Below are 25,822 nucleotides of genomic sequence, written 5' to 3' on the forward strand. Positions count from 1 at the left end.
TTGCGCGCGACAATCATCGCGGCAATCATCACCTCGCCGCGACACCGACTCGCCATCCTGATTGTCGCGCGCTTCCCACCCAGATTGTCGCGCTATAGCTATGAGGAGGACGGCTGCTGGCCGTCCTTCGAGCCTGTCTGATTGATAGTTCGCGTTCGGTATGGCTCCGAAGCATCCCCCGACGCCGCTCGGTGCGACCGAAAGGCTTTAGGGAAGGAGCTCGGCAACGGACGCGCGATGAGGACCATTCTGACCGCCGTCTGCAGCGGCTCGCGCTGAAGGCGAAGCATTGATCAAGCAAGCCGATCGCCTCCTCTGCGAAGCTGGAACGAGCGCATGTAGGCGGCGAGCCCGTCGATCCCTCGCCCTCGGTGGATCAGGCAATCAACAGCGGCTATCTATCCATGGCTTGAGATCCAGCGCTCCCGCCGCATCGGGCTCGGTCCCGTTTGCGTCCACGCGCGGTCCTCTTCTTCGCTGCCGCCATCGGCTGCTCCTCTTGCGAACTGATGGCGATGCAAGCCGCAAGGATTCGCGGGTTCCGCGTGAGGCCGCTCAGTGGCCGCAAGAATGGAGGATGATAGACCATCCGTCGAGCAACAGGCCATCCCAGGCAACGACGCCTTCGTCCCATTTCGACGCGTGTTGGCGTTAATCGACGCCCACTGGGGACTCCATTCGATCATCTGGTCATTGAGACCATCGTGAACGCGGCACGGCTTATCGGGATCGAACGTGTCCATCGAGTTCATGCCGGATGTCCGAAATCCAGGTCCCTTCACCGACCGAGCTCTTTGCTCTGGAGGTCATCCTCGGATCGTCTCATTCCATCCGAGCCTTGTCTTTCAAATCGCGGATCCGGATTTCGGCTTCTTCCTTCGAAGTGACAATCTCTGATTCGTCCGGCACCCGCGCGATTGCACTGAGCCTCTTGAGCTCGTCGAGTTGTTCCGTGGTGGGCTTTTCCATCTTCGAATCCTTGAGGGCCTGCACGACGGTTTCGTCGTCGAGCACATCGAGCAGCTTGTTTATGGTTTGCTCGCAATCTCTGGGGCCGGGCTCGACATGCCGGGCCAAGATGCCTTGTGCGTCTTCCAAGGCCTTCGCAACTCGCTGTTCCGGATCCATGACCGGTACTCCACATACTCCGCAGGAAAACGCGGCTATGATCGGCGCGTTCCTTTGCTCAGCCCCTTGAACGAGCTGGTCCGCAACAGACCTTCGGAGGTGATGTCGCGGTACTCGATGTCGGCATAAAACTCGGGTTCGACCCACGTGGCCTTCGGCTTCCTAATGATCTTGGTCAACTTCTGCTTCGGGCTCACCACGGTGTCGAGCGCCTTTCGGATCTGCGCTGAGGTGGTTCGGCTCCACCCGGTCCCGACCTTTCCCATGTAGACCAGATCCTTGCCTTCCTTCTTGCCCAGATAGAGTGCGGCCACGCCGGATGGGTCCTTGATGAAGCCGACCACGGGAAACTTGCCCTTCTGAACGACCTTGATCTTCTGCCAAGCCTCCACTCGATCTGATCGGTATGGTGCGTCCACCCGCTTGGAGACGATGCCTTCGTAATTCAGCTTGCTGGCTGCCGCGAACAGTGCCTGGCCGTCCCCTTCGTGGTGCTCGCTATAGAGGACGGGCTCCTTGAGGTCGTGCTCCTCGATCAGATCCTTGAGCAGCCTCTTCCGCTCGATCTGCGGCTCCTTCCGCAGATCTCTGCCGTCCCGCCAGAGCAGATCGAAAGCGAAGTAGACCAGTCGATCCTGATCGCCCCTGCCGAGGTCTGCCTGCAGCTCGGAGAAGTTCGTGCGCCCATCATGGATGATAACGACCTCGCCGTCCACAATAGCTTGGCCTTTGATGTCGAACGCGGCAGCGATCCTCGAAAATTTGCTGATCCAATTGTAGCCGTTGCGGGTGTAGGCTCGGCGATCGTCGTCATCGATCCGGAGCTGAATGCGGTAACCGTCGTATTTGACCTCGTGAATCCATTGGGGTCCCGAAGGCGCCTTCAGCTTCAGGGTCGCCAACTGGGGTTCGATGAACCCCGGCATTGTGGGGACCTCGGACTTTCCGCCCCGAGGCGCCTTTGTACGCTTTGCCACGCTACTCAACTCACGAGAAGCCCGCCGCCGATGGGCCCGACGGCGGACAGTCAATCTGCCTCAATCAACGAGTCTCGCAACCTCGAAGGCGGCGAGGAGTTCCCGGGACCCCACTCTTCGGGCATTTGCGCCTGGGCGCCGGGCGATCCAGTCTTGGAGAGCCCATCGAACTCCCGGCGAGAGCGGGCGTTACTGACATCATGTCAGACGCATTCGACTATTTCCGCGCCTACGCTGTCCGAGCTCTCTGCAAAGCGAGATCCATGCCGCGGGGCAAGATGAAGCATCTGCAACTAGTGGCCGGCCGGATCTACAATCTCCTCAAGAAGGAGGCTGCCTACGGCCCCAATGTCCAGCACCTTGAGGATTTTCGCGCAGCCCAGAAGCTCGAGGCCTCTCTCGATCGCCGGCCAAGTGACCGCTCCGGCGCTCGCCTTGCTCCGGCGGCGCCGCAAGGCTCGGACCGGGAGGCTGGCTGAATGCCTTCGCTAGACGCGCGCGGTGTGGCGAGTCTTCTGCGACGGCACCGAGACGCTGGAGACCATGGCCAAGGCCACGCGCCAGCGGGGCTTCGAGTATTTCGGCGTGGCGGACCATTCCAAGTCCGCCCACTATGCCGGCGGTCTCTCCGTTGAGGAGATCGCGCAGCAGCACCGGGAAGCTGATCGACTGAACAAGCGCTTCGGCAAGGACTTCCGGATCCTCAAGGGTATCGAATCCGACATCCTTGCGGACGGGTCGCTCGACTATGACGGCGACGTTCTCGAGCGCTTCGATTTCGTGGTCGCCAGCATCCATGGGCGCTTCAAGCTGGATCGCAAGGCGCAGACGCAGCGCCTGCTTCGGGCCATCTCCGATCCTCATACCATCATCATCGGCCACATGACGGGGCGGCAGCTCCAGCGGCGGCCGGGTTACGAAATCGATGTCGAGAAGGTGCTGCGGGCGTGCGCCAAGCACGACGTTGTGGTCGAGATCAATGCCCACCCATGGCGGCTCGACCTGGACTGGCGTTGGCACCAGGCGGCCCTCGACTTCGGTTGCATGTTGAGCATCAATCCCGACGCGCACTCGATCCCCGAACTCGACCACATGCACTGGGGCGTCGAGATGGCCCGCAAGGGCGGCGTCCCTGCCGACCGGGTCCTGAACGCGATGACGCTCCCGGAGATCACGCGCTACCTGCGTCAGAAGCGGCGCTCGCTCGCCCGCGCCGCCTGATGTCGCAGGGCCACGATCTGGCGCTCGAGGGCAGCGTCGTGGCGGTCGCCGCCGATCGCGGGCACCACTTCAGCAAACCAACTCAGGAGCGCATAATCCTGGTGGAAGGCCACGGCGTCGAAGGCGACGCCCACGCCGGCCCCTTCGTGCGGCACCGCAATTTGGCACGCCGCCGGCCCCGCCTGCCCAATCTCCGGCAGGTCCACCTGATCCCATCCGAACTCTTCCCGTCCCTCCTCGAAGCTGGCTTCGAGGTTGGCGCCGGCGACCTCGGCGAGAACGTCACCACCGCCGGATTGGATCTCGAACGGATGCCCCTTGGGACCCTGGTCGAGCTCGGACCATCCGCGGTCGTCGAGCTGACAGGCCTGCGGACCCCCTGCGTCCTTATCGACCGCTTCCGAGCTGGCCTCAAGCGGCAGGTGCTCTCGTCGGCGGAAACGGGCCCTCCGTTCAAGTCCGGGGTGCTGGGCGTGGTACGGGCCGGCGGGACGGTCGCGGCTGGTGATGCCGCGCGGATTCGCCTTCCGTCCTCCTCGTTTCGGCCGCTGCCGGCCGTGTAGAAAGACCCTACCATGGCCCGAAAATCGACGCTGCCTCCTCGCCTGCAGCCCATGCTGGCCACGCTGACCGATTCGCCATTCGACGATCTCGATTGGGTCTTCGAGGACAAGTTCGATGGTTTCCGCATGGTCGCGGAAATCCGGGGTGGTCGGGTCGCGCTCTACAGCCGTAACGGGAAGATCATCAGTCACTCCGACGTCGAGGTCGCGAAGGCGCTTGAGGGCGTGAAGGCGGACGCCGTGATCGATGGCGAACTCGTCGCGATCGGCAAAGACGGCGTCTCCCATTTCCAATTGCTTCAGAACGCCCTGCGCCATGAGGCCAAGCTCTTGTACTGCGCGTTCGACCTCATGTTCGCGGACGGCGAGGACCGGCGCGCGCTGCCTCTCCTCGAGCGCAAGAAGCGGCTCAAGGCCATCCTGCCGCGCCACAAGCTGATCGCGTTCAGCAAGCATCGCGGAGGTAAAGGAACAAAGTTCTTCGCAGAAGCTGAGCGAAGGCATCTCGAAGGCATCATGGCCAAGCGCGCCGATAGTCCGTACGCGTCCGGACACCGGACCGCGGACTGGCTGAAGGTGAAGATCGCGCAGCGGCAGGAGGTGGTGATCGCCGGCTTCACGGCGCCGAGGCGAACCCGGCCTTTCTTCGGCGCTCTCGTTCTGACGGTACGTGAGGACGATGCATGGCGATACATCGGCCATGTTGGCACCGGTTTCAGCCACCAGAACCTCGAAGAGCTTCACGGCAAGCTCATGAAACTCAAGACTCCCAAGTCGCCCTTTCCTGCCAAGGTGAAGGACGAGCAGGTCACGACCTGGGTGCGTCCCACGCTGGTCGCGGAAGTGAAGTTCGCGGAGTGGACCAGCAAGGGCGAGCTGCGCCAGCCGGTCTATCTCGGACAGCGGTCCGACAAAAAGGCCAAGGACGTCGTTCGTGAAAAGAGCTGGTCGCGGGAATAGTGCCGTCTAGACGAAGCGATCGGCCTGTTCACCGGCGGCTCGCTCGGATGCAGAAGGCCACGGCGGCAGGGGCGGCAACCCGAGAACCTTGCGTACTGGCCCGAACGACCCACGGTGAGCTGCGCATGCACCGAGCCTGGCAAGAGCTTCATAGTGGGCCGGCACGGGGTAACCCTTGTGATCCGCGAAGCCGTAGCCGGGGTGAAGAATGTCGAGAGTTCGCATGACCGTGTCGCGCTCGACTTTCGCCAGGATCGACGCCGCAGCGATGCTGGCTGACTTGGCATCGCCCTTGATGATGGCCTGCTGGGGGATGTCGATCTCCTTCAATCGCTTGGCGTCGATCAGCAGGTGTTGCGGCGTCAACCCTAGCCCCGGACGGCGCGCTGCATGGCCTGAATGCCAGCCCAATAGATGTTGATCGCGTCGATCTCCTCGACCTCGACGAACGCCACACACCAACTCTCTGCCTTTTCCTTGATCTCCTTCGCGAGTTCCTCGCGAGCCGCGGCGTCGAGTTTCTTCGAGTCGTCGATCCCGACTATCCGCGTGCCGGGTTTCAGGATCACGGCGCCAGCGGAGACTGGCCCGGCGAGAGGGCTCATTCCGGCCTCGTCCACGCCTGCCACGGCATGAAGGCGGCTGTCCCAGAGAGGGGTCTCGAAGCGGAGCATCTTGCGGAGGCGCTGCCCTTCGGACCTGTTTTCGAAGCGTCTCTTATCGATCGAAGCCAGGATGGCGCGGGCACCCGCGCGGGTGTCGGCCCGCAAGATCTGTTCGACGCTGGCCTCGAGTGGTCGTTTCTCGACGACATAGCGCTGACGCAACACATCGAGCGAATATTGGGACATAGCGGCCTTCGCACAGACTAATTGGGAAAGCGTGTCCGTAAACTTTGTGGCGATTGTCTGAAGTTGGGCCTGGCCGCCATCGTCAGCCTGCGCAGCGCCCCTTCGAGAGGAACCGCCGGCTCTAGCTCTAGCTGGGGGCCGGTATTCTGCGCGGCTTCTGCATTTACGACCCGCCGACCTTCGAACGGAACGAACCGCTGTCTTCGGCCTCCCCCACCAGGCGACCATGCTGCCGTTCACCTTCGCTTGAGCACGTTTTGGCGGTCGAAAGCCCGGCCTCAGACTAGCGCTTAGGCTGTCCAAAAGCCTTGCAAACGGGCGAGCTCCAACGAGTTCGACAAGTCGCCGGCCATGGGCCAGATTCGACGCTCAAGATAGGCCGTCCATCAGGAGCGCGCTGCGCAACGACATCGTGGCAGCGTGCAGGAAGTCCGGGCTTTCCAGGCACCTCTGCAGCATCCGATGTGACAGTTCCCAATGCTTCCGACTTCTTGCCTCGGGGGACAAACTGCCGACGAACGCCACCGCCTCGGCGAACGTCCTGATCCTGCGGCCGTCCGTCAAGTGCAAAGTGAACGACAGCGGCGAGGCCGACGTTACTATCATTCGAGCGTATTCGCCCTCATCAACGCCTGCAAGCCTTCATCCCGAGCAGACCTATCGCGGCGTCTTCCCGAGTGGGGAAGCTTATTCGATCATCCATCCTCACCGCGAAAGAGGGCGCCGATTCCGCCTCGGCGACGTAGCATTTGTGTGTGAGCGGATCGCGCACAACGATGAACTTCACGGCATCCGTTTCGGCAGCCGTCGCAGTGGACATCCAAGCGCATAGAACGAGCGGCGCAAGAAGCGCTTCCCTCATGGATTCCTCCGGAAGTTTGTCGGCACTTCCACAACGAACACCCGGCTCATTCGTTTCGGCGAGCTATCGGTCCGGCCCATTCGAAGGCCGCCCACGTTCGGAAGTTGCGGGCGAGCGCTTGCCGGGCCGGCCCTGTTCCGCTCCGCGCCGCCAACGGTCTGATGGCCGAACCCGGCGCGCCGCAACTGGTGCTCCCGCGCCCATTCGAATGGTCCTTCCGCGTCCCAAGCGGGTCGCGAATTTCTCAACACCGCGTTGGCGAACGTGAGAGTATCGCAGGCGGCTCCGCCCGAGACTCACTCCCGGCATGGGAGGGCTCCGGAGACCGTGCATCTTGTTGCGGGCGCGCGAGCTCTAGCCAGGCCTGCGCGACCTGGATCCAGCGCTGCCGCTCGATCCCATGCGTCGCCGCGGCCTGCGTCATGGCAGCCTGAGCTTCGCGCTCGGGGTCGTACTCGATGTCCATCGGCGAATTATACACACCGTTGGTAAACGATCACGGAGCGGGTCGGTCCGTAGGACTCCGGAGGCCATGACGGCTGATGTCTTCCCAAGCCTCCGGAAGCGCCAAACCCTACGTCGTCGCATGTTCGAGCCGATGAGATCGGCGCCCGCTTCGGACCACTACTTGCTGCGAAGTGAAAGGCTGATGCGGGTGACGATGTCGTCCCAGTCGTGCTCCTCGCTGGCGGGATAATTGATCAGCACGCAATGAACCAGCTGGCCGGCGAAGTTGCAGCGGTTGTACCAGACCTTGTCGCCCTTGTAGCTGGAAACCGCGAAGAAGCGGGGAGTCACTCGTTTGTACTGGATGCGAGGGGGCGGATGCTTTTTGGCGAGGAACGCAGCTGGCGAATCGCTCGCGACGTTGGGGGCGGCCTGTATCGTGATGTCGGCGCGGCCGTCGGCGGTCCGGAAGTGCTGCCCATATCCATCCGGTCGACCCGCCTCCTCGGTGAATATCGAGGAGGGGAAGTCGACCGAGGTGCCGGTCTGAGGAATGCTGTAGGTCGTCCACGTGACGGGTTGTGCCGAGATGGCCGATGCTGAGACAGCGAATGCAAACGCGATCGCCGGTGCCGTCACTCTCATCGAAATCTCCTCCCAACCTTCCCGAGCGCCTTGCTGCATGTCCTGCGATGGAAAAGCTGAACGACTGCCTGCGTTCCAAGAAGTCCGTCTGTCGAAGAGCTACAGCGGTCCGCCTTCCTCGACCGGGTCGTTGGACTCCAGCACCATCAGGGCGGTCTCGATCTTGGCGAGCAATCTCTCGACTTCATCGCGCTCGTTCGGGCCCGAATCGTTTTCCAGTCGCTCGAGCAGCTGTTGCTTCTGCGCGAGCAGGTTCGCCACCGTCGACATCGCACTTACTCCAGCAGGCTCCTTCAGGGCGGTGCGCCGGCGTGCCTCGTCCAGTGGCGCGCCCTTCCTCAGAAGATTCCGAGGAGGGCGAACACCGCGATCTCGCCCACGAAGGCAATTGTCATGACGGCGACCGTGAGAACCATGTCGCCTATCGGCATGCTGGACATTGGCTGCGCCTCGCTTGCATCCCCTGTCCTGAATTCATGAGGGCACGAAAAAGTTTCGGTTCCGGAAGTCCGGTTCCAGGTGTAGCGTCCGCGCGGGCAGGAAGTTCGAGCGGGGGCGCGATATGCGATTCCTTGAACTATCATGCTGGTGCGTGACGGCGGCCGGTCTGTTCGCCATGGTCGCCCTCGTTGCTCTGCTCTGAAGCCCACGAAGCCGGTCCCTCAGAGAGGGGCCGATCCCGTGTTGAGAAGCTGCGAGACGGCGGTGATGAGCTGGGCCGGCGCGAAGGGCTTGGTGAGCAGAATGCTCTTGGGCACTCCGAGCCTCGCCCATTCGTCGGCGGACATGCCAGTCATGTAGACGACGGGAAACTCCGGATCCCGCTCCCGAACGAGACGCGCGAGGTCCCAGCCGCTCGTCTTGCCCCTCAAGTTCACATCCGTGACCCGTGCCCGGAATTCATAGATGCCACTTTTCAGAACGGTCGCGGCTTCTTCCGCCGACGACAGGATCTGCGGCCGGAAGCCGGCTTCGGTCAGCGCCTCCTCAACCATTTCCTGGATCTGGTAGTCGTCCTCGGCCACGAGGATGGTGAGAGATTCGGTCACCGGGCGCCCCTGCTATAGACGGCGATTCTACGCGGCGCGGACGACCGGGTTCCCATGGAACTGTTCAAAAGTGAACATTCGGGATACGGGCACCGCAACGCTTTTTGACCTCGAGTGTTGGTAAGGGCGAGGAGGATAGCTTGCTTCGATGAGCAATCCAGACCGCCCCGACGACCTGCCTGGCCGCGCGATCGCAGCAGAGATCGGCGAACGGCTTGGCCAGATGTTGCGCGTCGACAAGGAGCTTCCGCCTTCCCTGAAGTCCCTGCTTGAACGATTGCGAGTCCTAGAGCGCGCGTCGTAACTAGCGAGGATTCGCGCGGACCCGAACGCATAATCCGGGATCTTGCCGCTCGTAGGTGAGCTCGCCTTCAAACTGCTGCGTGAGAAGCTGGACGATCCGCGACCCCAGGCCGCCGGGTGCGGAGTCATCCGCCAGACCGACGCCGTCGTCCGCAACCGACAGCTCGATCTCATCCGCATTGGAAAGCGTGACCGTGACGTGACCTGCCCTATTGTCGGGAAAGGCATACTTCAGGGAGTTGGTGACGAGCTCGTTAGCGATCATGCCGATCGCAAGGGCATGGTTGTGCGGCAGGAAAAAGTCACCACAGACCACCTGGAAGGCGACGGGCCCTGACGGCGCCAAGGACTGGAAGACCTTTTCGACGACGTCGTTCAGGAAGTAGCGCATGTTGACCGAGCGGGAGTCCTGCTTGACCGAGAGGTGGTCGTAGACCTCGGCCATCACCTGCAGCCTTCGGGCGGTGGCCTCGAGCGCGGCCGCGAGTTCGGGGCTGCCGTGCCGCGCCTCCAGCCGGATCATGCCCCCGAGGATCGCAAGGTTATTCTTGGTCCGATGCGCCATCTCCTGCAGCAGCAAGGCCTTCTTCTTGTCGGCCAGCATGACCCGCCGGAGCTCCGCCCGCTGGAATTCCGCGACCGTGGCGGTCCCCGCCGCGGTAATGGCGAAGAGCGGATTCGTGGTCAGGAATTCGAGGCCGATGCCGCCCGCGTAGCTGACGTAGGCGCCGACCCCCACGGCAATCACGGCCGCGAAGATTCCCGAGCCTCGATCGAAGATCAGGCCGGAGAGAAACACGCCCGGGAGCAACAGGAAGTAGCCAGGCGCGCCCGTCTGCCTCTGAAGCGCCATTTGCAGGACGGCGCAGACGAGCATGTGCACGCCGAGATGCCGTAGCGGACGACGATCGGAAGCGAGTGCTCCAGAACCAGCGGATAGAGCCTGTCCATGGATTGAAAACTACTTGCCGCGGACAGCCGTTCCTGCTGAGCCTCCATTCCACCTGACCGGCTCATCCGCAAGAGCCATCGAAGCCAGGAACGCGCCAGCCTTTGCGCCGTTCGATGCGAGACACATGCGTTTCGTCAAGAGTCAGCAGTGAGCATACTTCTCGTCGAGGACGACCCTCTGATCCGCGAATTCGTCGTCGAAGCGCTGCGCGAGGCGGGCTATCACGTGATACACGCGAGCACCGGCGAGGAGGCGCTGGCCTGGTGCAAACGCCGGGTCCCGAATGTGCTGGTCACCGACGTCAGGCTGCCCGGGCAGTTGGATGGCTGGCAGGTTGCGGAGCGATACCGTGAACAGGATCCGGAGCTGCCGGTCATCTACGCCACCGGCTTCTCGCCCGTCACTCCACGCCCGGTCCCCGGCAGTCGCATCGTGAAGAAGCCGTTTCATCCGGAGGAGATCGTTCGGCTAGTGGAGGAGTTCGGCGAGATGAAGGGTCGCAACCCGAGTTAACTGCGTCGGCTCCCTGCGACCAACCGAATGTTCCGCGCCGAACCGAGGAACGAAGGCGCGAATGCCAAGTGGCGAATCCCGTACTGGCCCCAGCTCATAGCCCCCTAGCTGCCCAGAGCTGGGGCCTTCATTCCCGTCGGGATGTCCTTCGGAAAAACTTCGGGGAAATCGCTCGCTGGGCTCTATTCATCGACCGCAGATGCCGCGGAATCCCGGGCGCCGAGCAGCTTGAGTGCCGTCTCGATCTTGGCGAGCAGCGCCTGGATCTCGGCCCGCTCGTTCGGACCTGGATCCGTTTCCAGGCGGGCCAGCAGCTGCTCCTTGATTCAGGAGCCTGGCAACAGCAGACATCTCATTCCCGCACTGACGAATTAGACGTCGAAGGGGCCGCTCTACGAGCGGCCCCTTCTTGAGTTCACCAGCTCCGGGTACCGAAGCTGAAACCGATGCTCGGTCCGCCGCCGTAGTAGCCGTAGCCGCGGTCGTAGGAGCCGGGACCGCCGTAGTAGCCGTAGCTCCGGCGAACCACGTATCCGTCGTCGCCGCCGTAGTATCGCTGAACGTAGCGCGGGCCGCGCGTCCGGAAACAACGGCCGTACTCGTTGCAGACGAGCCGGACCTGCTCCATGTTGGAGGAGATCTCGGTCGAGCCGAGCGCGCTCGGGTTGAGTGGGGCGGCGATCGCTGCCGATCCCAGAAGGGAGGCGGCGAACAGTCCCAGTGCGATGGTCTTCATGGATATTCTCCTTTCTTGGCTAGATTAGTCGATCTCTTCGATGATGCGACGCTCGTGGGGTTCGACGATGTAGGTCCGACTGTCCCGGTTGATGTACCGATACTCACGAAGGGTCGGAGCATCCCGATAGACCTCCTCCGGAAAAGCCTCGATCTCCACGCCCTCAGGCACGCGCTCGCCGGTACGGATTTCGGTCCGGACCGAGCTGCCGGTGGTCACCCGCTTCTCGCGCTCGACCGGGTGCGCCTTTGTGTGCTTGCGAACGACCTCGCGATCGCGGTCGCTGAACGTCACCTTGCGCCGCTCGCTGCGCGTCGGCGCCGACGCCGTTGAGCGGCCGGAGTACGGCAGAACCGTCACGATCTTGTAAGTCGACGGCTCCACGATGACTATCTCGTCCTTGACCAGGACGAAGTTGTAACCGCGGTACTGCGGCACGATCTCGACGACCTCGGGCGGCAGCGGCTGCAGGCGTACGTCGCGCGGGACGACGGTGCCCACCGACAAGGAGAAGTTCACGCTGGTGAGCGGCTGCACGTTCAGATGCGAGATCGACGCGCTGATCCGGGTCCGCTGCTGGGCGTTGATGTTCACCGACGCGTTCACGTTGGTATTCGACGAACGATCCGCCGTGTTCTGCTGATTATTCGGCTGCTGTGCGGTGTTCGTCGAGCCGCTACCCGGTGACTGCGCCTGATTGGTGCCCGAGGCGGGCGGATTGGCGCTCTGCGCCTGATTGTTCGTGCTCGACGGAGAGTTGGTCTGCGCCTGGTTGGAAGGCGTCGTGGTCTGGCCGGACGGCTGTCTGGTCTGCGCCTGGTTGGTCGAATTGTTCGATGCAGGCGCCTGCGTCGTATTGATGCCGCCGCCGGAGTTGGACGACTGGCCCGCCGCAGTCTGGCCGGTCGAGGACGGAGAATGCGTCTGGGCGGAATTCGTCGAAGGATTGCTTTGCGCGGACCCCGACGAGGAGCCGGGCGACGTTGTCGGCGGCGACGTGGTCGACGTGGAATCCTGCTGACGCTGCGTCGCGGACGGATTAGTGCTCGACGTGCTCGGAGAAGACTGCGCGAACGCCGAAGTCGCGATGGCGACCGCAGCGGTCGTGGCCAACAATAAGCGCTTGTTCATCTGAAACCTCGCAAATGTGGACGTCAACCCTCGGCGCGGCCTTCGGTTCCGAGTCGGGAAATCGTGGCAATTGGCGCGAGATCCAAGCGTGGAATTTTCTTCGACGAACCGGAGATGCTGCTTCGCGGAAGGGCAAGCGCGCGGAACGACAAGCCACAGATTTCGACGCGGTCGTCGTGCCGCCAGCCAAACTGGCCACCGCGCGATTTCAGGTCATCGACCGGGGCAAGCCGGCCACCTGAAAGCCCCGTTTCATCGCGCGCCGAGTCCGGGAACAAGTGGAACTTCAACCGAGCCAGCCTCGTTACCAGAAACTTTCAGACTCCTTGAGGAGGACACCATGAAGAAGCTGATCGTGTGCGGCGCGCTCGCCGCTTTCGTTCTCGGCACCCAGGCCGCCAGTGCCGCCGAGTTTTACATCGTCCGCGACGCGACCACCAAGAAGTGCACCGTCGTCGACACCAAGCCGACGACCACCACCACGACGGTCGTGGGCAACGGCGTCTACAAGACCAAGACGGAGGCCGAGTCCGCCGTGAAGACCACCAAGGTTTGCACCGAGCAGTAATCGCTCGGCGGCTCTATTCCGACAAACCATTTCCGCGAGCGGCTCGTCCGGTACGGCGGGCGGGCCGTTTCGTTTCGGCCGAACTCCTTCGGCGGCGTTACCTGCCAGCGACCAGCTCGCGATATCGTTTCTCGTATTCCCTCGCCATTCTGCTCGCGATAAATCGTTCCTCAAACCGAGCGCGGACTTTTCTTCGATCCAAGCGCACGACTTTCTTGATCGCCTCGATCGCCTGCTCCTCGCCGTCCACGATGAAGCCGGTGACACCGTCCTCCACGACTTCCGGCACCGATCCTGAACGGTAGGCGATCACGGGCGTGCCGCACGCCATCGCCTCGATCATGACGAGACCGAACGGCTCCGGCCAATCGATAGGAAACAAGAGAGCTGCGGCGCCGGCGAGGAAAGGTTGCTTCCGGATTTCGTCCACCTCGCCGATGAGCTGGACACTCTTTCCGTCGATCTCGGGTTCGAGCTTCTTCTTGAAGTAGGTGGTCTCGGCCCGGGGTATCTTGGCCGCGATCCGGAGCGGCATCTGGACCGCCCGTGCGATGCGTATCGCAGCTTCCGGCCCCTTTTCCGCCGTCAGCCGACCGAGGAAGGCCAGGTACGCACCGGCTTCGTAGGAAGGACGAAACAGGTCCTTGGGCAGCCCGTGCGGAATCGTCGCGATCCATTTCGCGTCCGGAAGCGGACGCCGCTGGTTGTCCGAGATCGAGACAAAGGGAGCCTTTGGGAAGGTCCCGATCACATCGGGCAAGCCCGGAAGGTCGAGCCGACCATGCATGGTCGTCAGAAACGGCACTCCGGTGCGGCTCAGGACCGGCAGAGGCAGCCAATCCACATGGGAATGAATCACGTCGAAGTCGCGCGCGCGCTCGCCGATGGCCTCGATCAAGAGCGCGCAGGCGGCGTTTGGATCGACGCCTTTCCGCCCCAGGCGTAGCGCGCGCGGCCATACGGCGTGGAGCTTGGCTTTCGTGGCGGAGTCTCCGCTCGCAAACAGCGTCACATCGTGCCCGCGATCGACGAGCTCGTCCACCAGCCAGGCGATCACCCATTCGGTGCCGCCGTATAGCTTCGGAGGAACGCTCTCCGCCAACGGAGCGAGCTGGGCGATCCGCATCGAGCTAGGCCCCGAACGCGATGCGAAGGACGATTACGATGATCGCGGAGATCAGAAACGAAATCGCGATCGGCGTCCAACCGGGCCTTGTGCTTCCGATGGCCGCGCGTGCGACGAGCATTTTCATGCACGTCAACATTCGTCTTTGGGAAGCCGGTGCAGGTAGGCTAATCCAAAGGCGGCAAGCTCTTCGGTATCGCTCTGTCGCTCTTCCCATCTCCTGTGCAGATGGCGCTCCAGCAAACAGCGTCGGCTGTCGCGAGCGCCGACATCGGGGCGCCGAGCCCGGTAGACGTTCCAGGCGGTCTCGGTGGCGTTCTTCAACACGACATCGTCAACCATTTCTGCGCTCACGGCGACCGATCCGATCGCTGGCAACTCGACACGGTCAGTAAAGTTTCCGGTTTTTCCCGGCCATGTGCGTCAATGCACAAGCGGGCGTTCAGGAAGCTTTTGCGCGGGCCCGCTCGCGTGCCGCGCGGCGGCGCTGCAGGCGCTGGCTTCGGCCGGAGCGCCTGGCGGCGAGAGGTGGAGACGCCGCTGCACTTGAAGCCGGGGGCTCCACAGCGGGCGCAGCGCTCTCCGTCCTCGTCTCGGCAGGCTTAGCTTACATGAACTCGAGCACGGCACGGCCCTTCTCCGTGATCCGCCATCCGCCATTCAGACGCTCGACTAGTCCTTGGGAGAAGATGTCGAGCTTCGGCACGCGAGCGGCAAGGCGCTTGGTTCGGTCGGCCCAGTCACGCCCGCTCGTCGCCAGAATCGCCATGTCGCGCTTGAGATCGGTCATGACGGCGAACCCGCCGGGATAGCTCACCAGGATCTTGAGCACGGTGACCTGGAAGTTCACCCCCGCCTTCCTCGACCTATCGCCACATGGTCGGAGCGTCGTGGAGGGCCGCGCGTCCGACCTGCTTCAGCCTCTCGGGCGAGGTGTCACCGTCGGTAGCCGCTTCCAGAATCCTTGAGGCTACATGGGTGCGCGCCGCGGTTTCGTGGCGCGAGACGTCTTCGCAGACCTCGTCGAATACGGCGCGCAAGAGCGCCGTCGTGCCCGGATCGAACATGGGAACCCCCAACGCAAGAAGACTTAGCCTACTGCGGAAACGCTGTGCGGCGAATTCAACAAAGTTAACGCGATCACATCAAGCGAAGGCCGTCGAGAGCTTTCGCGGCGCAACATGAACTGAACCCAACCCAGAGCTTGCTGCTGTGGTCCAAGCTCGATGCTCTCGAGTGAAGCTGCCCCCGCGCCGAGCATCCATTGCCCGCTCGCCGCTGGGACGGCGAAACCATTGCCATTTTTCCCGTTGCGGTCGGGGCGCTCGAACCATGTGGAAGGATCCTTCATGAAGAAGATTGCGATGTCAGCGCTGATGGTCGGCGCCCTTGGTCTCGCCTCGGTCGCCACCACGGCCCCTGCCGAAGCACACTGGCGAGGTGGGTTCCTATCCGGTCGTTCGACACCACTGGCATCGGCACTACCGGCACTGGTGAGAGCAGACGCACGTGAAGGGAGCGGCCTTTTCCTTTGAATACTAGTCGCGCTTCCGCTCACCACCATCTGCCGGCAAATGGATCGGTCCGCTCGAAGGCGAGACGCCGGTCGGGCGTTCGTTTCTGCAGCTTTGCCGACCGCTTCGGATGCGTGAGGACCGCCGCAGCGCGGGCCGGCGCTTCCTTCCGGGCCTCGCCGGAAGGTGCTCCAGGCACGGCGGCCATGGCTTCTCGCACTTCCCGCGGCGGCTCTTCCGGGATCGGATCGGCCTGCGCGATCATCGGCACCTCGGCCCGCTGGCTGGTGTCGAAGACGATCTTCTCGGGGAGGCTCCTCGCCGATTTTATCCGGATGATGGTCCTGTCGGGGTCGGCCACGGCGGCGGCTTCGACGGGAGCGGGCAGGTACCGATCCGCAGCGAAGAGCAGCGCCAGCAAGAACCCGCCGACGAAGACGAAATAACGAATGATCGGCATGGACGGCCGCTCGCAAACGGGAAAACAAGATATCGGCGGGGGGGTCGGATGGAGTGGCGGGCCGCTGCGATCAGCGACCCGCCGGGAAGGCTTAGTCGATCTCCTGGACGACCGTGCGGGTCGACGGATCGACCAGCATCACGCGCTCGCCCGAGTAGACATAGCGATACTTGGTGAGCGAAGGTCCCCAGTCGGCGGGCACCGCCTCGAGTTCGACTTCGCGCGGCACGAGCTGGCCGACCACGATCTTCTGCTGCACGGGACGGACCTTGTGCTCGGTCACGTAAGTGCGGATCTTGGTGCGGTATTCCGGCTCGATCTGCACGGCGGCCGCGTGACCGGTGCCGGTGGTGGTGACGACCGTCGACTGCGCCAGCGCGCCCGTCGAGATCAGCGCGGCCAACGCCGTCGTCAGTAGAAGCTGGTTCATGTTGTTCTCCTCGCCGCCAGATGCGGCATGCGAGAACCCGCTAATGATGGCAAGGTTCCGGAAAAACAGCAGGGCCACTGCCTATTTTTCCCGAGAGCGTGGGCGGCCGGGCGGAGTCGGCCTCGCCAAGAGTGCGCCGAACAAATTCGCCTGCATCGACGTTGTAAGTTCCGGAATCGGATACACGGCAGCGAGGACGACGAGTGGCGAGGAGGAAAACGCGCAAGAAGCCGATCGAGAATAAAGATCAGGACAACTTCTTGCAGCGCCTCGGGCCTGGCCTCATCACCGGGGCTTCCGACGACGATCCTTCCGGTATCGGCACCTATAGTCAGGCGGGCGCCCAACTCGGATTCGGCATCGGCTGGACGATGCTGATCACCTATCCGCTGATGGCGGCAATCCAGGAGATCTCGGGACGCATTGGCCGCGTCACGGGCCACGGCATCGCAGGAAACGTCTGCCGAAATTTTCCCGCCCCCGTCATCTGGTCCATGATCGTGCTGCTGTTCGTCGCCAACACGATCAATGTTGCCGCAGACCTTGGAGCGATGGGCGATGCACTCAGGCTTCTGATAGGTGGGCCGGGCACGCTTTACGTCGTGATTTTCGGCGCTGTTTCAGTGATCGCGCAGATCTTCTTTCAGTATGAGCGTTACGTGTCCATTCTGAAGTGGCTGACGCTGGTCTTGTTCGCCTACGTCATTGCGCTTTTTCTTGTAAAGGTGCCTTGGGGCGAGGCTCTGAGGGGATTGCTCATTCCTAAGCTCCAATGGAACGGGCCTTTCCTGACCACCCTGGTCGCGATCCTCGGGACGACGATTTCGCCCTATCTGTTCATCTGGCAGTCCTCCCAGGAAGCCGAGGAGCACCAGATCAATCCGGACAAGAAGCCGCTCAAGCGCGAACCGGAGAAGGAGGACGAGGAAGTCAAGCGAATCCGGATCGATACCCTTGTCGGCATGGCAGTGTCGAACGTCATCGCCGTCGCGATCATCATGACGACGGCAGCAACGTTGCACGCGTCCGGCAAGACCGACATCGAATCCTCAGCTCAGGCTGCCGAAGCCTTACGGCCCGTCGCGGGAGCAATGGCCGAGTTGATCTTTGCGCTTGGAATCATCGGGACGGGCCTTCTTGCGATCCCAGTGCTGGCCGGCTCGACTGCCTACGCTATCGGAGAAGGTCGCAAGTGGCCGGTCGGCCTGTCGCGAAAGCCGAAGGAGGCTGTCGCGTTCTATGGTGTACTCGCGCTTTCGGTCGCGCTCGGCGTCGGGCTCAACTTCACGGCGCTGGACCCGATCAAAGCGCTCTATTGGAGCGCTGTCATCAACGGTATACTGGCCGCTCCGATCATGACCGTGATGATGCTCTTAGTGCGGCGGAAATCGGTCATGGGCGATCTGCTGATTTCGGGGCCGGTCTATTGGCTAGGCTGGATCGCGACCGCCGCGATGTTCTTGTGCATCGTCGGTATGGCTTGCTCGATGATATGGTCATAATCCGCACGGAGACCGCATAGCGCTACCCTGTCGAAAAGGTCTGCCGATGTCGTCTTCCGCCCCGGTCAATGGTTCTGCCGATCGACGCCAACGAAGGCTCCTGATCTTGTTGGCTGCGGGATTCGTCGCCTTCGGGGCTGCAGCGGCCGGCCTTTTCTACATCCTGCAGCCCGAGACCCTTCGGATCGCCGTCGGCCCTTCAGGCAGTGAGGACCATCAGGTTGTTCAGGCGATGGCCGAGGCCTTCGAGCAGGAAAGCAGGACGGTCAGGATCTTGCCGATCACCACCGCGGGAGCAGCAGAATCGCTCGCGCTGATGGGCGCCGGCAAAGCCGAGTTGGCCGTCGGCCGCAGCGACCTTGCGATGCCGGCCGACGCGCAGACGCTCGCGGTCCTCCGCAAGAACTACGTCGTGTTATGGTCCCCTTCGGGAAGAGCGGGCAAGGACTCCAAGAAGAAGGCCGCCGCGAAAGTCGGTGAGATCGCCGATCTTGCGGGACACAAGGTCGGTATCATCGGAAAGACCGGCGCTAACGTCGCGCTCCTGCGAACAATTCTTGAGGGCTCGGGCGTGCCGGTCGATAAGGTTGCCACGGCTCAATTCGGGACCGAAGAGATCGCAAAGCTGGCGCAGGACACCACGCTGGATGCGTATCTCGCCGTCGGTCCCCTCGACAGCAAGATCACGACTGCCGCCATCGTCGCGACGTCCCGATCGCGCGGAGCACCGAAGTTTCTTCAGGTCGAAGCATCCGAGGCGATCGCACTCCGGCACCCCCGCTACGAAGCCGAGGAGATTCCCGGCAGCGTCTTCAACGCCAACCCGCCCTGGCCCGAGGACAAGATCGACACCATCAGCGTCAACCATCTCATGCTGGCCAGGAAAGAACTATCGGAAGCCAAAGCGGCGGCCTTCTACCGGCAGCTTTTCGCGGTACGCGATACGATCACGCAACGAGTCGCCGGGGCCGGGCGCATCACAAAGCCGGAAACGGAAAAGGAGGCGGAGCCCTCGGTGCACAGGGGAGCTGCGGCGGTCATCAACGGGACGGAGCGGACCTTTCTGGACAAGTACAGCGACTACTTCTGGTTCGCGCTGCTTCTTCTTTCCGGCATCGGCTCGGCGGTCGCCTGGCTCCGGCGTTATCTAAACCGGGACGAACGCGACGACAACGCCAGCTACCGCAACCGTCTTCTCGCGGTGGTCACCGAGGTCCGCGGTGCCGCATCCGAGCAGGATCTGCTGGCGTCGCAGCGCGAGGTCGACGCGATCATCGCTGAAACCCTCAAATGCTACGACGAGGGAGCCATCGAACAGGAGGACATGGCCGCGTTCGGCCTCGTCCTTAACCTGTTCGATCATGCGGTCGCGGAAAGGCGGGCGGCGCTGCAGAGCGGCCCCATGGAGGCAAGGGCCGCGGGACCAACCATAGCGTCTCGCCGTTAGCGGACCCCTTCAGGCCAAATGCATCGCTTCAACAAATCGCCGAGAGCACCGACCATCAATCACGATCGATTAGACCTCACAGGAAGAGAGATGCGACTTCCTCGATTGTATTGCTGGCATCGACCTTGACGGGGCCGACCGCAAGGTTCGCATCGGGAGTCCGCCGAACCTCGAAGTGAAATAAAGAAAGAGCCGCCCCGACGCGGCTAGTTCAGACCTTCTTCTACTTATTTCTTGAGGGCGTCAGCGGCGTCCCGCGCGGCGTCCTTCACGTCTCCCGCAGCGTTGTGGGCGGACCCCTTAGCCTTGTCCATCTTGCCTTCGGCTTGCAGGTCCTTGTCTCCTGTAAGCTTGCCAGCCCCCTCCTTGATCGCTCCTTTTGCCTTGTCGGCGGCGCCTTTCACATGTTCACGGTCCATTATCTTGCCCTTCTGTTCGGAGAAGACCACAACGAACCGACGCGGAGTCGTTCCTGCGAGACGCGCACCGCTCTTGGGCTGCAAGACTTGGCTGTAGCGGCGGACAAAGGATGAAGATTGCGCTCTTCCTGCCAGTTTTCGGCGAGAGAAGTGTCAAGGATGCAGTCGCAAGTTTTCATCAGTTTGGCGGAAATGTTCTGGGATGCGCACGTTGATGAAGCGGCGGGACCTAGATGGAGAACAGCCATGCGATACTTGTCTGTGGCATTGCTTTTCGCACTTCCAGTCATACCGATAGCTGCTGACGCCCAGCAAACGGAGCCTCAAAGCGTGCAGACTGAAGCGGATAAAGGCATAAAAACCCGCAATTCCGGCGAATCTGGCTACGTCGGCAACCAGGACCGGCCTGGCGCTGCTTCCCACGCTCCGGGCGAGACAACCAGCACGGTCGGGACGACAACCGGTAGCAGTGCGACAGGCAATCAATCAAACATCAATAGCTCGCAGGCCGATTACGACGCTTCGTTGAAGGATGGCTCTGCGCCGAAGAAATAACGGGTCGACGAACGTCTTAAAATGCGCCCGCCTCGACATCTGGAAGATCACCGCCAAAGAGCGGGGCCCTTGCCGCGAGCCGCCCAGTTAGCCCAGTCGCGGCCCCCCGGCGGCCGTAACGCGGGTTCTGTCCGCGCGATCGCCAACTCATCGCAGCCGGGCAGAGCCCGCGCGGATTTGCGAGCGATGTCCGAAGTATGGCCTGCAGCGGGCCGAATCTCGAAAAGCCGTGTGACAGTCGATATGACCTCCCTGGCCTGCGATCGCCGAAATCGCGATGTCGAGACGACCAAGGCGCGCCGCGCCTCTAGGTGAGGCGAGAACCACCGTCAGAAAAGCATCGATTGGGTGATCCGACCTCCACCTTGCGATTGTAGGCGATCCCTGCCGTTTCTCAAAGACTCTGTAACGTTCGCCCGTACTATTTTCAGATCAGTTGCCGTTGCGACCGCGTCGATCGGATATCGACCCTGCCGTGAACTGGGCGTAAGGGCAGTCGCCGGGCCTACGTCAGCGTCCAGATCCGTCCATAATGAGATGGGATATCTAGATCTACTTGCCGGAGCGAAAGCACGTTCCTCAGGTCGAGAGCGCCGCCATGCAGCTCTTCGACGTAGTCACCGGCCATCGGAAACCAGAAGGGGATGGCGACGTTCCCGCGGGAGCGTCATCGAAGTTCAAGGTCTGAGCCATGGCGGACGCTCTCATCAACGAGATCAACATGAACGCTAGGGCGAGCAGCGGCTGGCCCGGTAGGACATCGGATCGCGTCCTTTGCGTCTTCGCCTCAGTTCTTCGTGCTCGCCGTCTTGTCCAGCGCAACGCGCAAGCCTTCGGCGAGCCGGATCGCATCGTCATTCGCCCAAAAGTGCATGAAGAACAGCCGCGGCTGCTCGTCGAGCATGTGACTGTGCAGCGCCGTCACCTCTATGCCATGCGTCCGCAGCGCCAGGATGACGGGGTTGACCTCGTCGCCGGTCAGAACGAAATCGCCAGTGATGGCGGCCTTCCCGCCCCCGCTCGGCTGGAAGTTGATCCCGATCGCCACGCCCATCGGGCCGACGGGCGTCAACGGTATGCCGTCCTGCGTGATCGGGTCGCTCCGCTTCACGTTGAACTGGTAGACGCCGCCGTTGGCTTGGCCCTTCACGCCGATTATCTGGTCGAGCTTCGCCGTATCGAGATCCACGGCGGCCGCCGGGCCCGCCGGGGGCGCGACCGTCAATGGCGTCTTACTCTCGGCCATCGCATCGTGGATCGCCGAGGCCAGCTTGAGAGGGTCGCCGTGGCCGGCCACGTGCATGTAGAACGTCGCCGGGCTCGCGCGCAGCAGATGATTGTGCACGGCGGTGATTTCGAGACCGTTCGCGATCATCTTCGCCATCACGGGATTAATTTCGGTCTCGAGCAGCACAAGGTCACCCATGACCATGGCGCCACCGTGCCCAGGTTTAAAGGCGACCCATCCGCCAAGCGCCAGTGAAGGCTTGATCGTCACGCCGTCCAGGGTCACCGAAAGGTCGCTACGTGGAAAGCCGTAGCGGTGGACGTCATCAGAGACCGCGGCCTTCCGGCCGAGGGTCTCGTCGACCTTTTGCCAATCGATCGCTTGCGCGTGTGCCATGTAGACGAAGGACAAGTAGGCGAGAGCGAGGCCGGTCACGGCCAGGGACCAGATTTTGCTTTTCATCGTGCGCGTCCTCCATCTCAGTTTCGCTCTTTGATCTGGCCGCTGCTGTCGACGACGAGAGTCACCGGCTTGCCGTTCTTCATAGCCTTGGCAGTGATGCCCTCGGCGGTCGACTTGACGTCGGTCACCTGCGAGTAGCCGGCCGCTTGGATCTTGGCGACAAGCTCGTCTTGGGTCAGGGCGCGGGCAGGCGAGAGTCCCGCTGCAAGCGCCACGAATATCGCTACCTGATAGATCGTCGATGTTCGCATGTCTGATCTCCCGGTTGTCCCAGCCCCAGAAGTAGTCCCGTATCCGGCCTCACTTAACCTTGTTGGCCGGCCCTTCTTGCGATCTCTTGATCGTGTCGCGGCAACATCGGTCGTGTAGGAGGAGAACTGGGTTCACCTGCGCGAGGGCGTCGTCGAATATGTGCGAGAGGCCGCGCCAAGCCGCGACGGCCAGGCGTCGGCGCGGCCGCCGAGCCTACCGATCGAAACAGTTTGTCGGGTGAAAGGTAGGTGTACGATGCTGACATGCTGCGCCCTTGGTGACCAGGACGCGATTCTTGGGCATGACGCCTCGCGGGGAGATCGCAGATCCCCGTAACGCGAATAAAAAGCTCAGACGGCGGGGCTGTCAACCAAGATCGCCGAGCGCGCGAAAACCGAACGTCACGAAAATTTCACTGCCGTCCGAAACGGAAGCGACCTCACCGCTGGAACGCGACGGTCAGGAACCGTCACTCTCCGCCATCTCGTCACATGCTCGGACTGCCGGGTTGCGGTCTGAGTGACATGCGTCCTCCCGCACTATTCACGGCCCGACAATAGGTCCTTCAATGTCGGCGAGAGTCAATCGATGAGACCGGGCGCTCCGGCTCTTCTTGCGAGTCCCGCCAGGCTGGCGGAACGATATTGGCAGCAGCTTGTCTCCTCCCGCGAGATAGAAATCCTGGTCTGCACGAACGGGCAACGCATAAAGAGAAAGGCCGAGAGTTCAACGGGCGATAATTGCGGGTCCCGATTTTTAACTTCCGCGTTTGGCCTTCCGTCGCTTCAGCCATTCGGTCGCGGCCTCTTCCATAACGTCCCAAGCAGCACGCTCCTCACCGGCCTCGACGGGCGGACAAAACAAGCTGGCTTGCGCAAAAGCTTGAAGGAATGAGGTTGTCGCTCGGCGGCGCGCTAGTCAAGGGAGTGATTGTCGGACTCATTGTGTGGGTGCTAGGCCTGTTCGGCGTCTCCAAGGTCTCTTACCTCGTCCTTGCGATATTCGCTTGGATGCTCAGCGTTGCCCGAACTCACGCTGTTGCCGAACTCGAGGGCTTGGGCCGATTCCGCATCGCATTGGGCACGGAAGGAATGATGCAATGGCGACATGAGATGATGCGCCGTTCGCTTCTGGGCAACCTTGCCTTCGCCTGTCTCCTGGGCGGTTTCTGGCCCTTCGCTGAGGCGGTCGCCAGCCCCTCGCGCGACGACTGGCGGACGGTCATCGCGCTGATGCTCGGCTTGGTGTCCAGCGTACTCATGTAAGTGATGCGACTATCTTTGGCGCGGTACCGCCCTTGTAGAAAGGTGAAGAGGCAGCGCCCCGTGGGGCCCGGCGAAGTCTGCGATTTGAGGGGAGCGCGTTGCCGCCGTCCCACCCGGCCCAATGGATGAGAGGGACCAAAGTCCAATTCGTGAGCATGGCTTCCGCGTCGCAGGGCTACGTACGTCTAGTCAACGACGTACCACTATAGCATATATCGCGCTTTCGTTTTTTGAAGTACTGGTGATGAAAATGGTCAGGCGATGATGCGGCCTTCCCGGTCGGCCGCGTCGGCATAAGCCGAAAGCGGCTTCTCGGGTTTGAAGTAGAGATCGCGCTCCACGCGAAGGCCCATGCCTCGTAAATCCTTCGGGATTTGTTGCGATGGGACTGCTTCGATGGCCAGGATTGAGTTCGCAGAAGGATTAGCCGTCCCATGTCGTTATGGGCCGGGCACGCTGTCGCCGCTTCAAGAACTCCCGCGCGGCCTGCTCCATCACATCCCAGGCCGCCCGATGCTCGTCGATGGCAACCTGCTTGATGTCCGCGATCACGTCCGGATGCATCATCGTCAGGAACTGAACCCTGTCCCCGATTGGGGTTCGCTTTCCGCGTTTCGCTACCTTGTGAGATTGAGCGAAATGCTGGTGCCCCATCCCGCCAGCGCCGACTTTCGAAATGACACGGCGTCCCCCATCAACCGTTACGACCAGAAATTGACCACCCGGAAAATCTTAATCGAAAGTTTTGCGCCTCGTACAGCCCCAGGTGAGTTGCCGCAGGCTCGGGGCTTCGTTCCTTCGAGGAGACGGCGACATGACCGTCGCGGCGACGACGCGATCGCGGAAGGCGCGAGACCGCGATCGAGCCGAGCCGCCGGCGGCAGAGGTCCGGGCAATTCGAAACGCGTCGATCAGCTCGCGTGGCGCGCTCGCGTCGCGCCGCCCGCAGGCACTGGTTGCATTCATTCGGTGCCGGGAGTGCGACCGAGAGCGATAAGCTCGAGGCTGCGCGGCATGACGCGGCTTCGAGCGCCAGTCGATCTCGAATCTCAGCTTAACCTCTCATTAATGACAACACGAAGAGATCGTGCCGCCACAGCATGATCTTGTTGCGCCTCCGAGAATTTGTGCTATCAGAGCATGAACTCGAAGCAACCCATAAGGCGCTGCAATGAAGATCCCGCGTCCCGACCAGAGCTGCACGACGATCGACAGACGATCCCCCGGGCGCGGAAGAGACCCGACACCATCGAGACCATACGCATCACGACGACCGCGGCCCGTCCGCCATGCCGCGCTCCAGCGGGGGAGCCGGCGCCCACCCGATCCGGCACACGACATCACCACGACGGGCGGCGATCGACCGGTCCTGCCCGGCCAGCCATTTCAATAAGCCGCCATAACAATTAAGGACTTCAGGGCCATGGGCACCAAGCCCGATCTAAGCCGCGTCAGCGAACGCCCCGATCCGGAGAGCTGGGCCGACGACGAACTTCTGACGCTCGCGGAGGCCGCCGAATTGTTCTGGCCGAAGGGCCCGCTCCGCACCGCCTCGCTGCGCACCGCCGCCCGCGACGGCCAGCTCGCGATCGCGGTCATCGCCGGCAAGTTCATGACCACCAAGCGGGCGCTGAAGGAGATGGCGACCTGCTCGATGATGAAGAGGCGCTCGAGCGCCGGCACCGAGCCGCTATCGGCAAAAACCTTGGTAAGGCATCTGGTCGAGGCGACCGAACGGCGTCACGAGCGCACCGAGATCGCCTAGTACGTCGCGCGGTCCGCCTCCCGTTTTCGCCCTTCGCCGCGACGGTCCGGTGACCGGCCCGGGGGCGCGGGGAGGTCCGGGACGAGGGGGGGGCGGAGCGGCGCGAGGACGCCCGACCATATCCGCGCCGGCGCCGGTGATCTGCGGCCCAAGCCGGTCCGGACCGCCCCGACGAGCTCGGCCGGCTGCGGTCGGTCCCGGCGAGCGGTCAGCACGTGGCGCCGCATTCCAATTTGGCCAGCCGCCCTCGCCGACGGCCTCCCGAGGACACCGACGACGCCCGGGATCCCGGCCGCCGCGAAGAGATCGCGTCGAGCGCTGACCGCCCATCGAGGTGGTCCGGGCGGGAGGCCCGTCGGGCGGCTGCCCCGCCGCAGCTCCGGGATCGGCCTGACCGGAAGTCCGCCTCGCCGCCGGCCCGCCCACCGCCCTTTCTCCGACATTCGAATCCTTGGGAAAAATCCCTTCGACAGGAAAAGCCGGCCCACAAC

The 25,822-nt window shown here is 62.6% G+C and carries 32 protein-coding genes and 4 pseudogenes; 14 read left to right on the plus strand and 22 right to left on the minus strand.

Annotated features, from left to right (window positions below; translation table 11 throughout):
• Nucleotides 1-160 precede the first annotated feature (160 nt).
• Nucleotides 161-398: pseudogene (locus tag ASG57_RS39340) on the plus strand (hypothetical protein); the annotation flags it as partial.
• Nucleotides 399-822: 424 nt separating this feature from the next.
• On the opposite strand, the gene ASG57_RS23840 reads toward ASG57_RS39340, so the two are convergent.
• Nucleotides 823-1,128, minus strand: a complete 306-nt coding sequence (locus tag ASG57_RS23840) for a hypothetical protein (RefSeq protein ID WP_057197729.1) — start codon at nt 1,126-1,128, stop codon at nt 823-825.
• 35 nt (nt 1,129-1,163) lie between these two features.
• A complete protein-coding gene (gene ligD, locus ASG57_RS23845) occupies nt 1,164-2,054 on the minus strand; it encodes a non-homologous end-joining DNA ligase (RefSeq protein WP_082529033.1) in 891 nt (296 codons plus the stop codon).
• A gap of 314 nt (nt 2,055-2,368) precedes the next feature.
• On the opposite strand from ligD (ASG57_RS23845), the gene ASG57_RS23850 reads away from it, so the two are divergent.
• The 4 genes and pseudogenes from ASG57_RS23850 (at nt 2,369) to ligD (ASG57_RS23865) (ending at nt 4,849) form a co-directional block, all read left to right on the plus strand.
• The gene (locus tag ASG57_RS23850) at nt 2,369-2,584 is read left to right on the plus strand and encodes a hypothetical protein (protein ID WP_230646814.1); all 216 of its coding nucleotides are present in this window, start codon (nt 2,369-2,371) and stop codon (nt 2,582-2,584) included.
• A 40-nt stretch (nt 2,585-2,624) separates the two neighbouring features.
• Nucleotides 2,625-3,326: pseudogene (locus ASG57_RS23855) on the plus strand (PHP domain-containing protein); the annotation flags it as partial.
• Nucleotides 3,326-3,889, plus strand: coding sequence for an MOSC domain-containing protein (locus ASG57_RS23860; protein ID WP_057197734.1), 564 nt, complete (start codon nt 3,326-3,328; stop codon nt 3,887-3,889). The pseudogene ASG57_RS23855 and the gene ASG57_RS23860, both read left to right, overlap by 1 nt.
• Nucleotides 3,890-3,901: 12 nt before the next feature.
• Entirely contained in the window at nt 3,902-4,849 is a 948-nt protein-coding gene (gene ligD, locus ASG57_RS23865) for a non-homologous end-joining DNA ligase (RefSeq protein ID WP_057197736.1), read from the plus strand.
• 6 nt (nt 4,850-4,855) lie between these two features.
• Here the strand turns inward: ligD (ASG57_RS23865) and rnhB are convergent.
• From rnhB to ASG57_RS23895, 4 genes and pseudogenes are all read right to left on the minus strand, one after another.
• Nucleotides 4,856-5,700, minus strand: a pseudogene (rnhB, locus tag ASG57_RS38435) (ribonuclease HII).
• A gap of 1,486 nt (nt 5,701-7,186) precedes the next feature.
• Nucleotides 7,187-7,654 (minus strand): hypothetical protein, encoded by a 468-nt coding sequence (locus tag ASG57_RS23890; protein ID WP_057197743.1) that lies wholly within the window; start codon nt 7,652-7,654, stop codon nt 7,187-7,189.
• A gap of 99 nt (nt 7,655-7,753) precedes the next feature.
• Nucleotides 7,754-7,924 carry a hypothetical protein gene (locus tag ASG57_RS38810; RefSeq protein ID WP_200948583.1) on the minus strand — a complete coding sequence of 57 codons (171 nt, stop codon included), beginning with the start codon at nt 7,922-7,924 and terminating at the stop codon, nt 7,754-7,756.
• Nucleotides 7,925-8,316: 392 nt separating this feature from the next.
• Nucleotides 8,317-8,703: a response regulator gene (locus ASG57_RS23895; protein WP_057197746.1), complete on the minus strand. Its 387-nt coding sequence runs from the start codon at nt 8,701-8,703 to the stop codon at nt 8,317-8,319.
• A gap of 148 nt (nt 8,704-8,851) precedes the next feature.
• Here ASG57_RS23895 and ASG57_RS38070 point away from each other — a divergent pair, with 148 nt between their 5' ends.
• Nucleotides 8,852-9,007: a hypothetical protein gene (locus ASG57_RS38070; protein ID WP_156402786.1), complete on the plus strand. Its 156-nt coding sequence runs from the start codon at nt 8,852-8,854 to the stop codon at nt 9,005-9,007.
• Here ASG57_RS38070 and ASG57_RS37005 read toward each other — a convergent pair whose 3' ends face one another.
• The gene (locus tag ASG57_RS37005) at nt 9,008-9,883 is read right to left on the minus strand and encodes a sensor histidine kinase (RefSeq protein ID WP_082529034.1); all 876 of its coding nucleotides are present in this window, start codon (nt 9,881-9,883) and stop codon (nt 9,008-9,010) included.
• A 222-nt stretch (nt 9,884-10,105) separates the two neighbouring features.
• Here ASG57_RS37005 and ASG57_RS23905 point away from each other — a divergent pair, with 222 nt between their 5' ends.
• On the plus strand, nt 10,106-10,471 hold the full coding sequence (locus ASG57_RS23905; RefSeq protein WP_057197747.1) for a response regulator transcription factor: 366 nt from the start codon (nt 10,106-10,108) through the stop codon (nt 10,469-10,471).
• Between the two features lie 415 nt (nt 10,472-10,886).
• Here the strand turns inward: ASG57_RS23905 and ASG57_RS23910 are convergent, their stop codons facing one another.
• Together ASG57_RS23910 and ASG57_RS40110 are read right to left on the minus strand one after the other, a co-directional pair.
• Nucleotides 10,887-11,207 carry a hypothetical protein gene (locus ASG57_RS23910; protein WP_057197749.1) on the minus strand — a complete coding sequence of 107 codons (321 nt, stop codon included), beginning with the start codon at nt 11,205-11,207 and terminating at the stop codon, nt 10,887-10,889.
• 24 nt (nt 11,208-11,231) lie between these two features.
• Nucleotides 11,232-11,813 carry a DUF1236 domain-containing protein gene (locus ASG57_RS40110; RefSeq protein ID WP_422866806.1) on the minus strand — a complete coding sequence of 194 codons (582 nt, stop codon included), beginning with the start codon at nt 11,811-11,813 and terminating at the stop codon, nt 11,232-11,234.
• Between the two features lie 136 nt (nt 11,814-11,949).
• Here ASG57_RS40110 and ASG57_RS40115 point away from each other — a divergent pair, with 136 nt between their 5' ends.
• Entirely contained in the window at nt 11,950-12,228 is a 279-nt protein-coding gene (locus tag ASG57_RS40115) for a hypothetical protein (RefSeq protein WP_422866805.1), read from the plus strand.
• Between the two features lie 133 nt (nt 12,229-12,361).
• Here the strand turns inward: ASG57_RS40115 and ASG57_RS38075 are convergent, their stop codons facing one another.
• Nucleotides 12,362-12,628: a hypothetical protein gene (locus tag ASG57_RS38075; protein ID WP_156402788.1), complete on the minus strand. Its 267-nt coding sequence runs from the start codon at nt 12,626-12,628 to the stop codon at nt 12,362-12,364.
• 50 nt (nt 12,629-12,678) lie between these two features.
• Between ASG57_RS38075 and ASG57_RS23925 the strand changes: the two genes are divergently transcribed.
• A complete protein-coding gene (locus ASG57_RS23925; RefSeq protein WP_057197756.1) occupies nt 12,679-12,906 on the plus strand; it encodes a hypothetical protein in 228 nt (75 codons plus the stop codon).
• A 97-nt stretch (nt 12,907-13,003) separates the two neighbouring features.
• Here the strand turns inward: ASG57_RS23925 and ASG57_RS23930 are convergent, their stop codons facing one another.
• The 7 genes and pseudogenes from ASG57_RS23930 to ASG57_RS23960 form a co-directional block, all read right to left on the minus strand.
• On the minus strand, nt 13,004-14,032 hold the full coding sequence (locus ASG57_RS23930) for a glycosyltransferase family 4 protein (RefSeq protein ID WP_057197758.1): 1,029 nt from the start codon (nt 14,030-14,032) through the stop codon (nt 13,004-13,006).
• Nucleotides 14,033-14,164: 132 nt separating this feature from the next.
• Nucleotides 14,165-14,374, minus strand: coding sequence for a hypothetical protein (locus tag ASG57_RS23935; RefSeq protein WP_057197760.1), 210 nt, complete (start codon nt 14,372-14,374; stop codon nt 14,165-14,167).
• A gap of 100 nt (nt 14,375-14,474) precedes the next feature.
• Nucleotides 14,475-14,882 (minus strand): annotated as a pseudogene (locus ASG57_RS37010) (hypothetical protein).
• 16 nt (nt 14,883-14,898) lie between these two features.
• Complete coding sequence (locus tag ASG57_RS23945) at nt 14,899-15,099, minus strand: hypothetical protein (RefSeq protein WP_057197762.1); 201 nt, start codon at nt 15,097-15,099, stop codon at nt 14,899-14,901.
• Between the two features lie 23 nt (nt 15,100-15,122).
• Nucleotides 15,123-15,443 (minus strand): hypothetical protein, encoded by a 321-nt coding sequence (locus tag ASG57_RS23950; protein ID WP_162250077.1) that lies wholly within the window; start codon nt 15,441-15,443, stop codon nt 15,123-15,125.
• Between the two features lie 143 nt (nt 15,444-15,586).
• Complete coding sequence (locus tag ASG57_RS23955) at nt 15,587-16,006, minus strand: hypothetical protein (RefSeq protein ID WP_057197765.1); 420 nt, start codon at nt 16,004-16,006, stop codon at nt 15,587-15,589.
• A gap of 91 nt (nt 16,007-16,097) precedes the next feature.
• Nucleotides 16,098-16,436 (minus strand): DUF1236 domain-containing protein, encoded by a 339-nt coding sequence (locus ASG57_RS23960; RefSeq protein ID WP_057197845.1) that lies wholly within the window; start codon nt 16,434-16,436, stop codon nt 16,098-16,100.
• Nucleotides 16,437-16,639: 203 nt separating this feature from the next.
• On the opposite strand from ASG57_RS23960, the gene ASG57_RS23965 reads away from it, so the two are divergent.
• Together ASG57_RS23965 and ASG57_RS23970 are read left to right on the plus strand one after the other, a co-directional pair.
• Entirely contained in the window at nt 16,640-17,938 is a 1,299-nt protein-coding gene (locus tag ASG57_RS23965; RefSeq protein WP_057197767.1) for an Nramp family divalent metal transporter, read from the plus strand.
• A 46-nt stretch (nt 17,939-17,984) separates the two neighbouring features.
• Complete coding sequence (locus ASG57_RS23970; protein ID WP_057197769.1) at nt 17,985-19,385, plus strand: TAXI family TRAP transporter solute-binding subunit; 1,401 nt, start codon at nt 17,985-17,987, stop codon at nt 19,383-19,385.
• A 227-nt stretch (nt 19,386-19,612) separates the two neighbouring features.
• Here ASG57_RS23970 and ASG57_RS23975 read toward each other — a convergent pair whose 3' ends face one another.
• The gene (locus ASG57_RS23975) at nt 19,613-19,804 is read right to left on the minus strand and encodes a CsbD family protein (RefSeq protein ID WP_057197846.1); all 192 of its coding nucleotides are present in this window, start codon (nt 19,802-19,804) and stop codon (nt 19,613-19,615) included.
• A gap of 159 nt (nt 19,805-19,963) precedes the next feature.
• Between ASG57_RS23975 and ASG57_RS38080 the strand changes: the two genes are divergently transcribed.
• The gene (locus tag ASG57_RS38080) at nt 19,964-20,359 is read left to right on the plus strand and encodes a hypothetical protein (RefSeq protein ID WP_156402790.1); all 396 of its coding nucleotides are present in this window, start codon (nt 19,964-19,966) and stop codon (nt 20,357-20,359) included.
• Between the two features lie 787 nt (nt 20,360-21,146).
• Here the strand turns inward: ASG57_RS38080 and ASG57_RS23980 are convergent.
• Both ASG57_RS23980 and ASG57_RS38440 read right to left on the minus strand, forming a co-directional pair.
• Nucleotides 21,147-22,049 (minus strand): DUF1259 domain-containing protein, encoded by a 903-nt coding sequence (locus ASG57_RS23980; protein WP_057197771.1) that lies wholly within the window; start codon nt 22,047-22,049, stop codon nt 21,147-21,149.
• 17 nt (nt 22,050-22,066) lie between these two features.
• Nucleotides 22,067-22,300 (minus strand): PepSY domain-containing protein, encoded by a 234-nt coding sequence (locus tag ASG57_RS38440; protein WP_057197773.1) that lies wholly within the window; start codon nt 22,298-22,300, stop codon nt 22,067-22,069.
• An 897-nt stretch (nt 22,301-23,197) separates the two neighbouring features.
• Between ASG57_RS38440 and ASG57_RS23990 the strand changes: the two genes are divergently transcribed.
• Complete coding sequence (locus ASG57_RS23990) at nt 23,198-23,566, plus strand: hypothetical protein (protein WP_156402792.1); 369 nt, start codon at nt 23,198-23,200, stop codon at nt 23,564-23,566.
• A gap of 254 nt (nt 23,567-23,820) precedes the next feature.
• Here ASG57_RS23990 and ASG57_RS37020 read toward each other — a convergent pair whose 3' ends face one another.
• Both ASG57_RS37020 and ASG57_RS39345 read right to left on the minus strand, forming a co-directional pair.
• Nucleotides 23,821-23,919, minus strand: coding sequence for a DUF2958 domain-containing protein (locus tag ASG57_RS37020; protein WP_082529036.1), 99 nt, complete (start codon nt 23,917-23,919; stop codon nt 23,821-23,823).
• A gap of 70 nt (nt 23,920-23,989) precedes the next feature.
• Nucleotides 23,990-24,133 carry a hypothetical protein gene (locus ASG57_RS39345; protein WP_230646813.1) on the minus strand — a complete coding sequence of 48 codons (144 nt, stop codon included), beginning with the start codon at nt 24,131-24,133 and terminating at the stop codon, nt 23,990-23,992.
• Between the two features lie 856 nt (nt 24,134-24,989).
• Here ASG57_RS39345 and ASG57_RS24000 point away from each other — a divergent pair.
• Nucleotides 24,990-25,331, plus strand: a complete 342-nt coding sequence (locus tag ASG57_RS24000) for a hypothetical protein (protein WP_057197778.1) — start codon at nt 24,990-24,992, stop codon at nt 25,329-25,331.
• Nucleotides 25,332-25,822: the final 491 nt, after the last annotated feature.

It is taken from the genome of Bradyrhizobium sp. Leaf396 (assembly GCF_001424605.1).
Classification (GTDB): Bacteria; Pseudomonadota; Alphaproteobacteria; order Rhizobiales; family Xanthobacteraceae; genus Bradyrhizobium; species Bradyrhizobium japonicum_C.

What these genes read in the sequence shown, in the direction of transcription:
- ASG57_RS23840 (WP_057197729.1), bottom strand. Translation starts at nt 1,128, where the DNA reads ATGGATCCGGAACAGCGAGTTGCGAAGGCCTTGGAAGACGCACAAGGC.
- ligD (WP_082529033.1), bottom strand. Translation starts at nt 2,054, where the DNA reads ATGCCGGGGTTCATCGAACCCCAGTTGGCGACCCTGAAGCTGAAGGCG.
- ASG57_RS23850 (WP_230646814.1), top strand. Translation starts at nt 2,369, where the DNA reads ATGCCGCGGGGCAAGATGAAGCATCTGCAACTAGTGGCCGGCCGGATC.
- ASG57_RS23860 (WP_057197734.1), top strand. Translation starts at nt 3,326, where the DNA reads ATGTCGCAGGGCCACGATCTGGCGCTCGAGGGCAGCGTCGTGGCGGTC.
- ligD (WP_057197736.1), top strand. Translation starts at nt 3,902, where the DNA reads ATGGCCCGAAAATCGACGCTGCCTCCTCGCCTGCAGCCCATGCTGGCC.
- ASG57_RS23890 (WP_057197743.1), bottom strand. Translation starts at nt 7,654, where the DNA reads ATGAGAGTGACGGCACCGGCGATCGCGTTTGCATTCGCTGTCTCAGCA.
- ASG57_RS38810 (WP_200948583.1), bottom strand. Translation starts at nt 7,924, where the DNA reads ATGTCGACGGTGGCGAACCTGCTCGCGCAGAAGCAACAGCTGCTCGAG.
- ASG57_RS38070 (WP_156402786.1), top strand. Translation starts at nt 8,852, where the DNA reads ATGAGCAATCCAGACCGCCCCGACGACCTGCCTGGCCGCGCGATCGCA.
- ASG57_RS37005 (WP_082529034.1), bottom strand. Translation starts at nt 9,883, where the DNA reads ATGCTCGTCTGCGCCGTCCTGCAAATGGCGCTTCAGAGGCAGACGGGC.
- ASG57_RS23910 (WP_057197749.1), bottom strand. Translation starts at nt 11,207, where the DNA reads ATGAAGACCATCGCACTGGGACTGTTCGCCGCCTCCCTTCTGGGATCG.
- ASG57_RS23925 (WP_057197756.1), top strand. Translation starts at nt 12,679, where the DNA reads ATGAAGAAGCTGATCGTGTGCGGCGCGCTCGCCGCTTTCGTTCTCGGC.
- ASG57_RS23930 (WP_057197758.1), bottom strand. Translation starts at nt 14,032, where the DNA reads ATGCGGATCGCCCAGCTCGCTCCGTTGGCGGAGAGCGTTCCTCCGAAG.
- ASG57_RS23935 (WP_057197760.1), bottom strand. Translation starts at nt 14,374, where the DNA reads ATGGTTGACGATGTCGTGTTGAAGAACGCCACCGAGACCGCCTGGAAC.
- ASG57_RS23945 (WP_057197762.1), bottom strand. Translation starts at nt 15,099, where the DNA reads ATGTTCGATCCGGGCACGACGGCGCTCTTGCGCGCCGTATTCGACGAG.
- ASG57_RS23955 (WP_057197765.1), bottom strand. Translation starts at nt 16,006, where the DNA reads ATGCCGATCATTCGTTATTTCGTCTTCGTCGGCGGGTTCTTGCTGGCG.
- ASG57_RS23960 (WP_057197845.1), bottom strand. Translation starts at nt 16,436, where the DNA reads ATGAACCAGCTTCTACTGACGACGGCGTTGGCCGCGCTGATCTCGACG.
- ASG57_RS23970 (WP_057197769.1), top strand. Translation starts at nt 17,985, where the DNA reads ATGTCGTCTTCCGCCCCGGTCAATGGTTCTGCCGATCGACGCCAACGA.
- ASG57_RS23975 (WP_057197846.1), bottom strand. Translation starts at nt 19,804, where the DNA reads ATGGACCGTGAACATGTGAAAGGCGCCGCCGACAAGGCAAAAGGAGCG.
- ASG57_RS38080 (WP_156402790.1), top strand. Translation starts at nt 19,964, where the DNA reads ATGCAGTCGCAAGTTTTCATCAGTTTGGCGGAAATGTTCTGGGATGCG.
- ASG57_RS23980 (WP_057197771.1), bottom strand. Translation starts at nt 22,049, where the DNA reads ATGAAAAGCAAAATCTGGTCCCTGGCCGTGACCGGCCTCGCTCTCGCC.
- ASG57_RS38440 (WP_057197773.1), bottom strand. Translation starts at nt 22,300, where the DNA reads ATGCGAACATCGACGATCTATCAGGTAGCGATATTCGTGGCGCTTGCA.
- ASG57_RS37020 (WP_082529036.1), bottom strand. Translation starts at nt 23,919, where the DNA reads ATGGGCCTTCGCGTGGAGCGCGATCTCTACTTCAAACCCGAGAAGCCG.
- ASG57_RS39345 (WP_230646813.1), bottom strand. Translation starts at nt 24,133, where the DNA reads ATGATGCATCCGGACGTGATCGCGGACATCAAGCAGGTTGCCATCGAC.
- ASG57_RS24000 (WP_057197778.1), top strand. Translation starts at nt 24,990, where the DNA reads ATGGGCACCAAGCCCGATCTAAGCCGCGTCAGCGAACGCCCCGATCCG.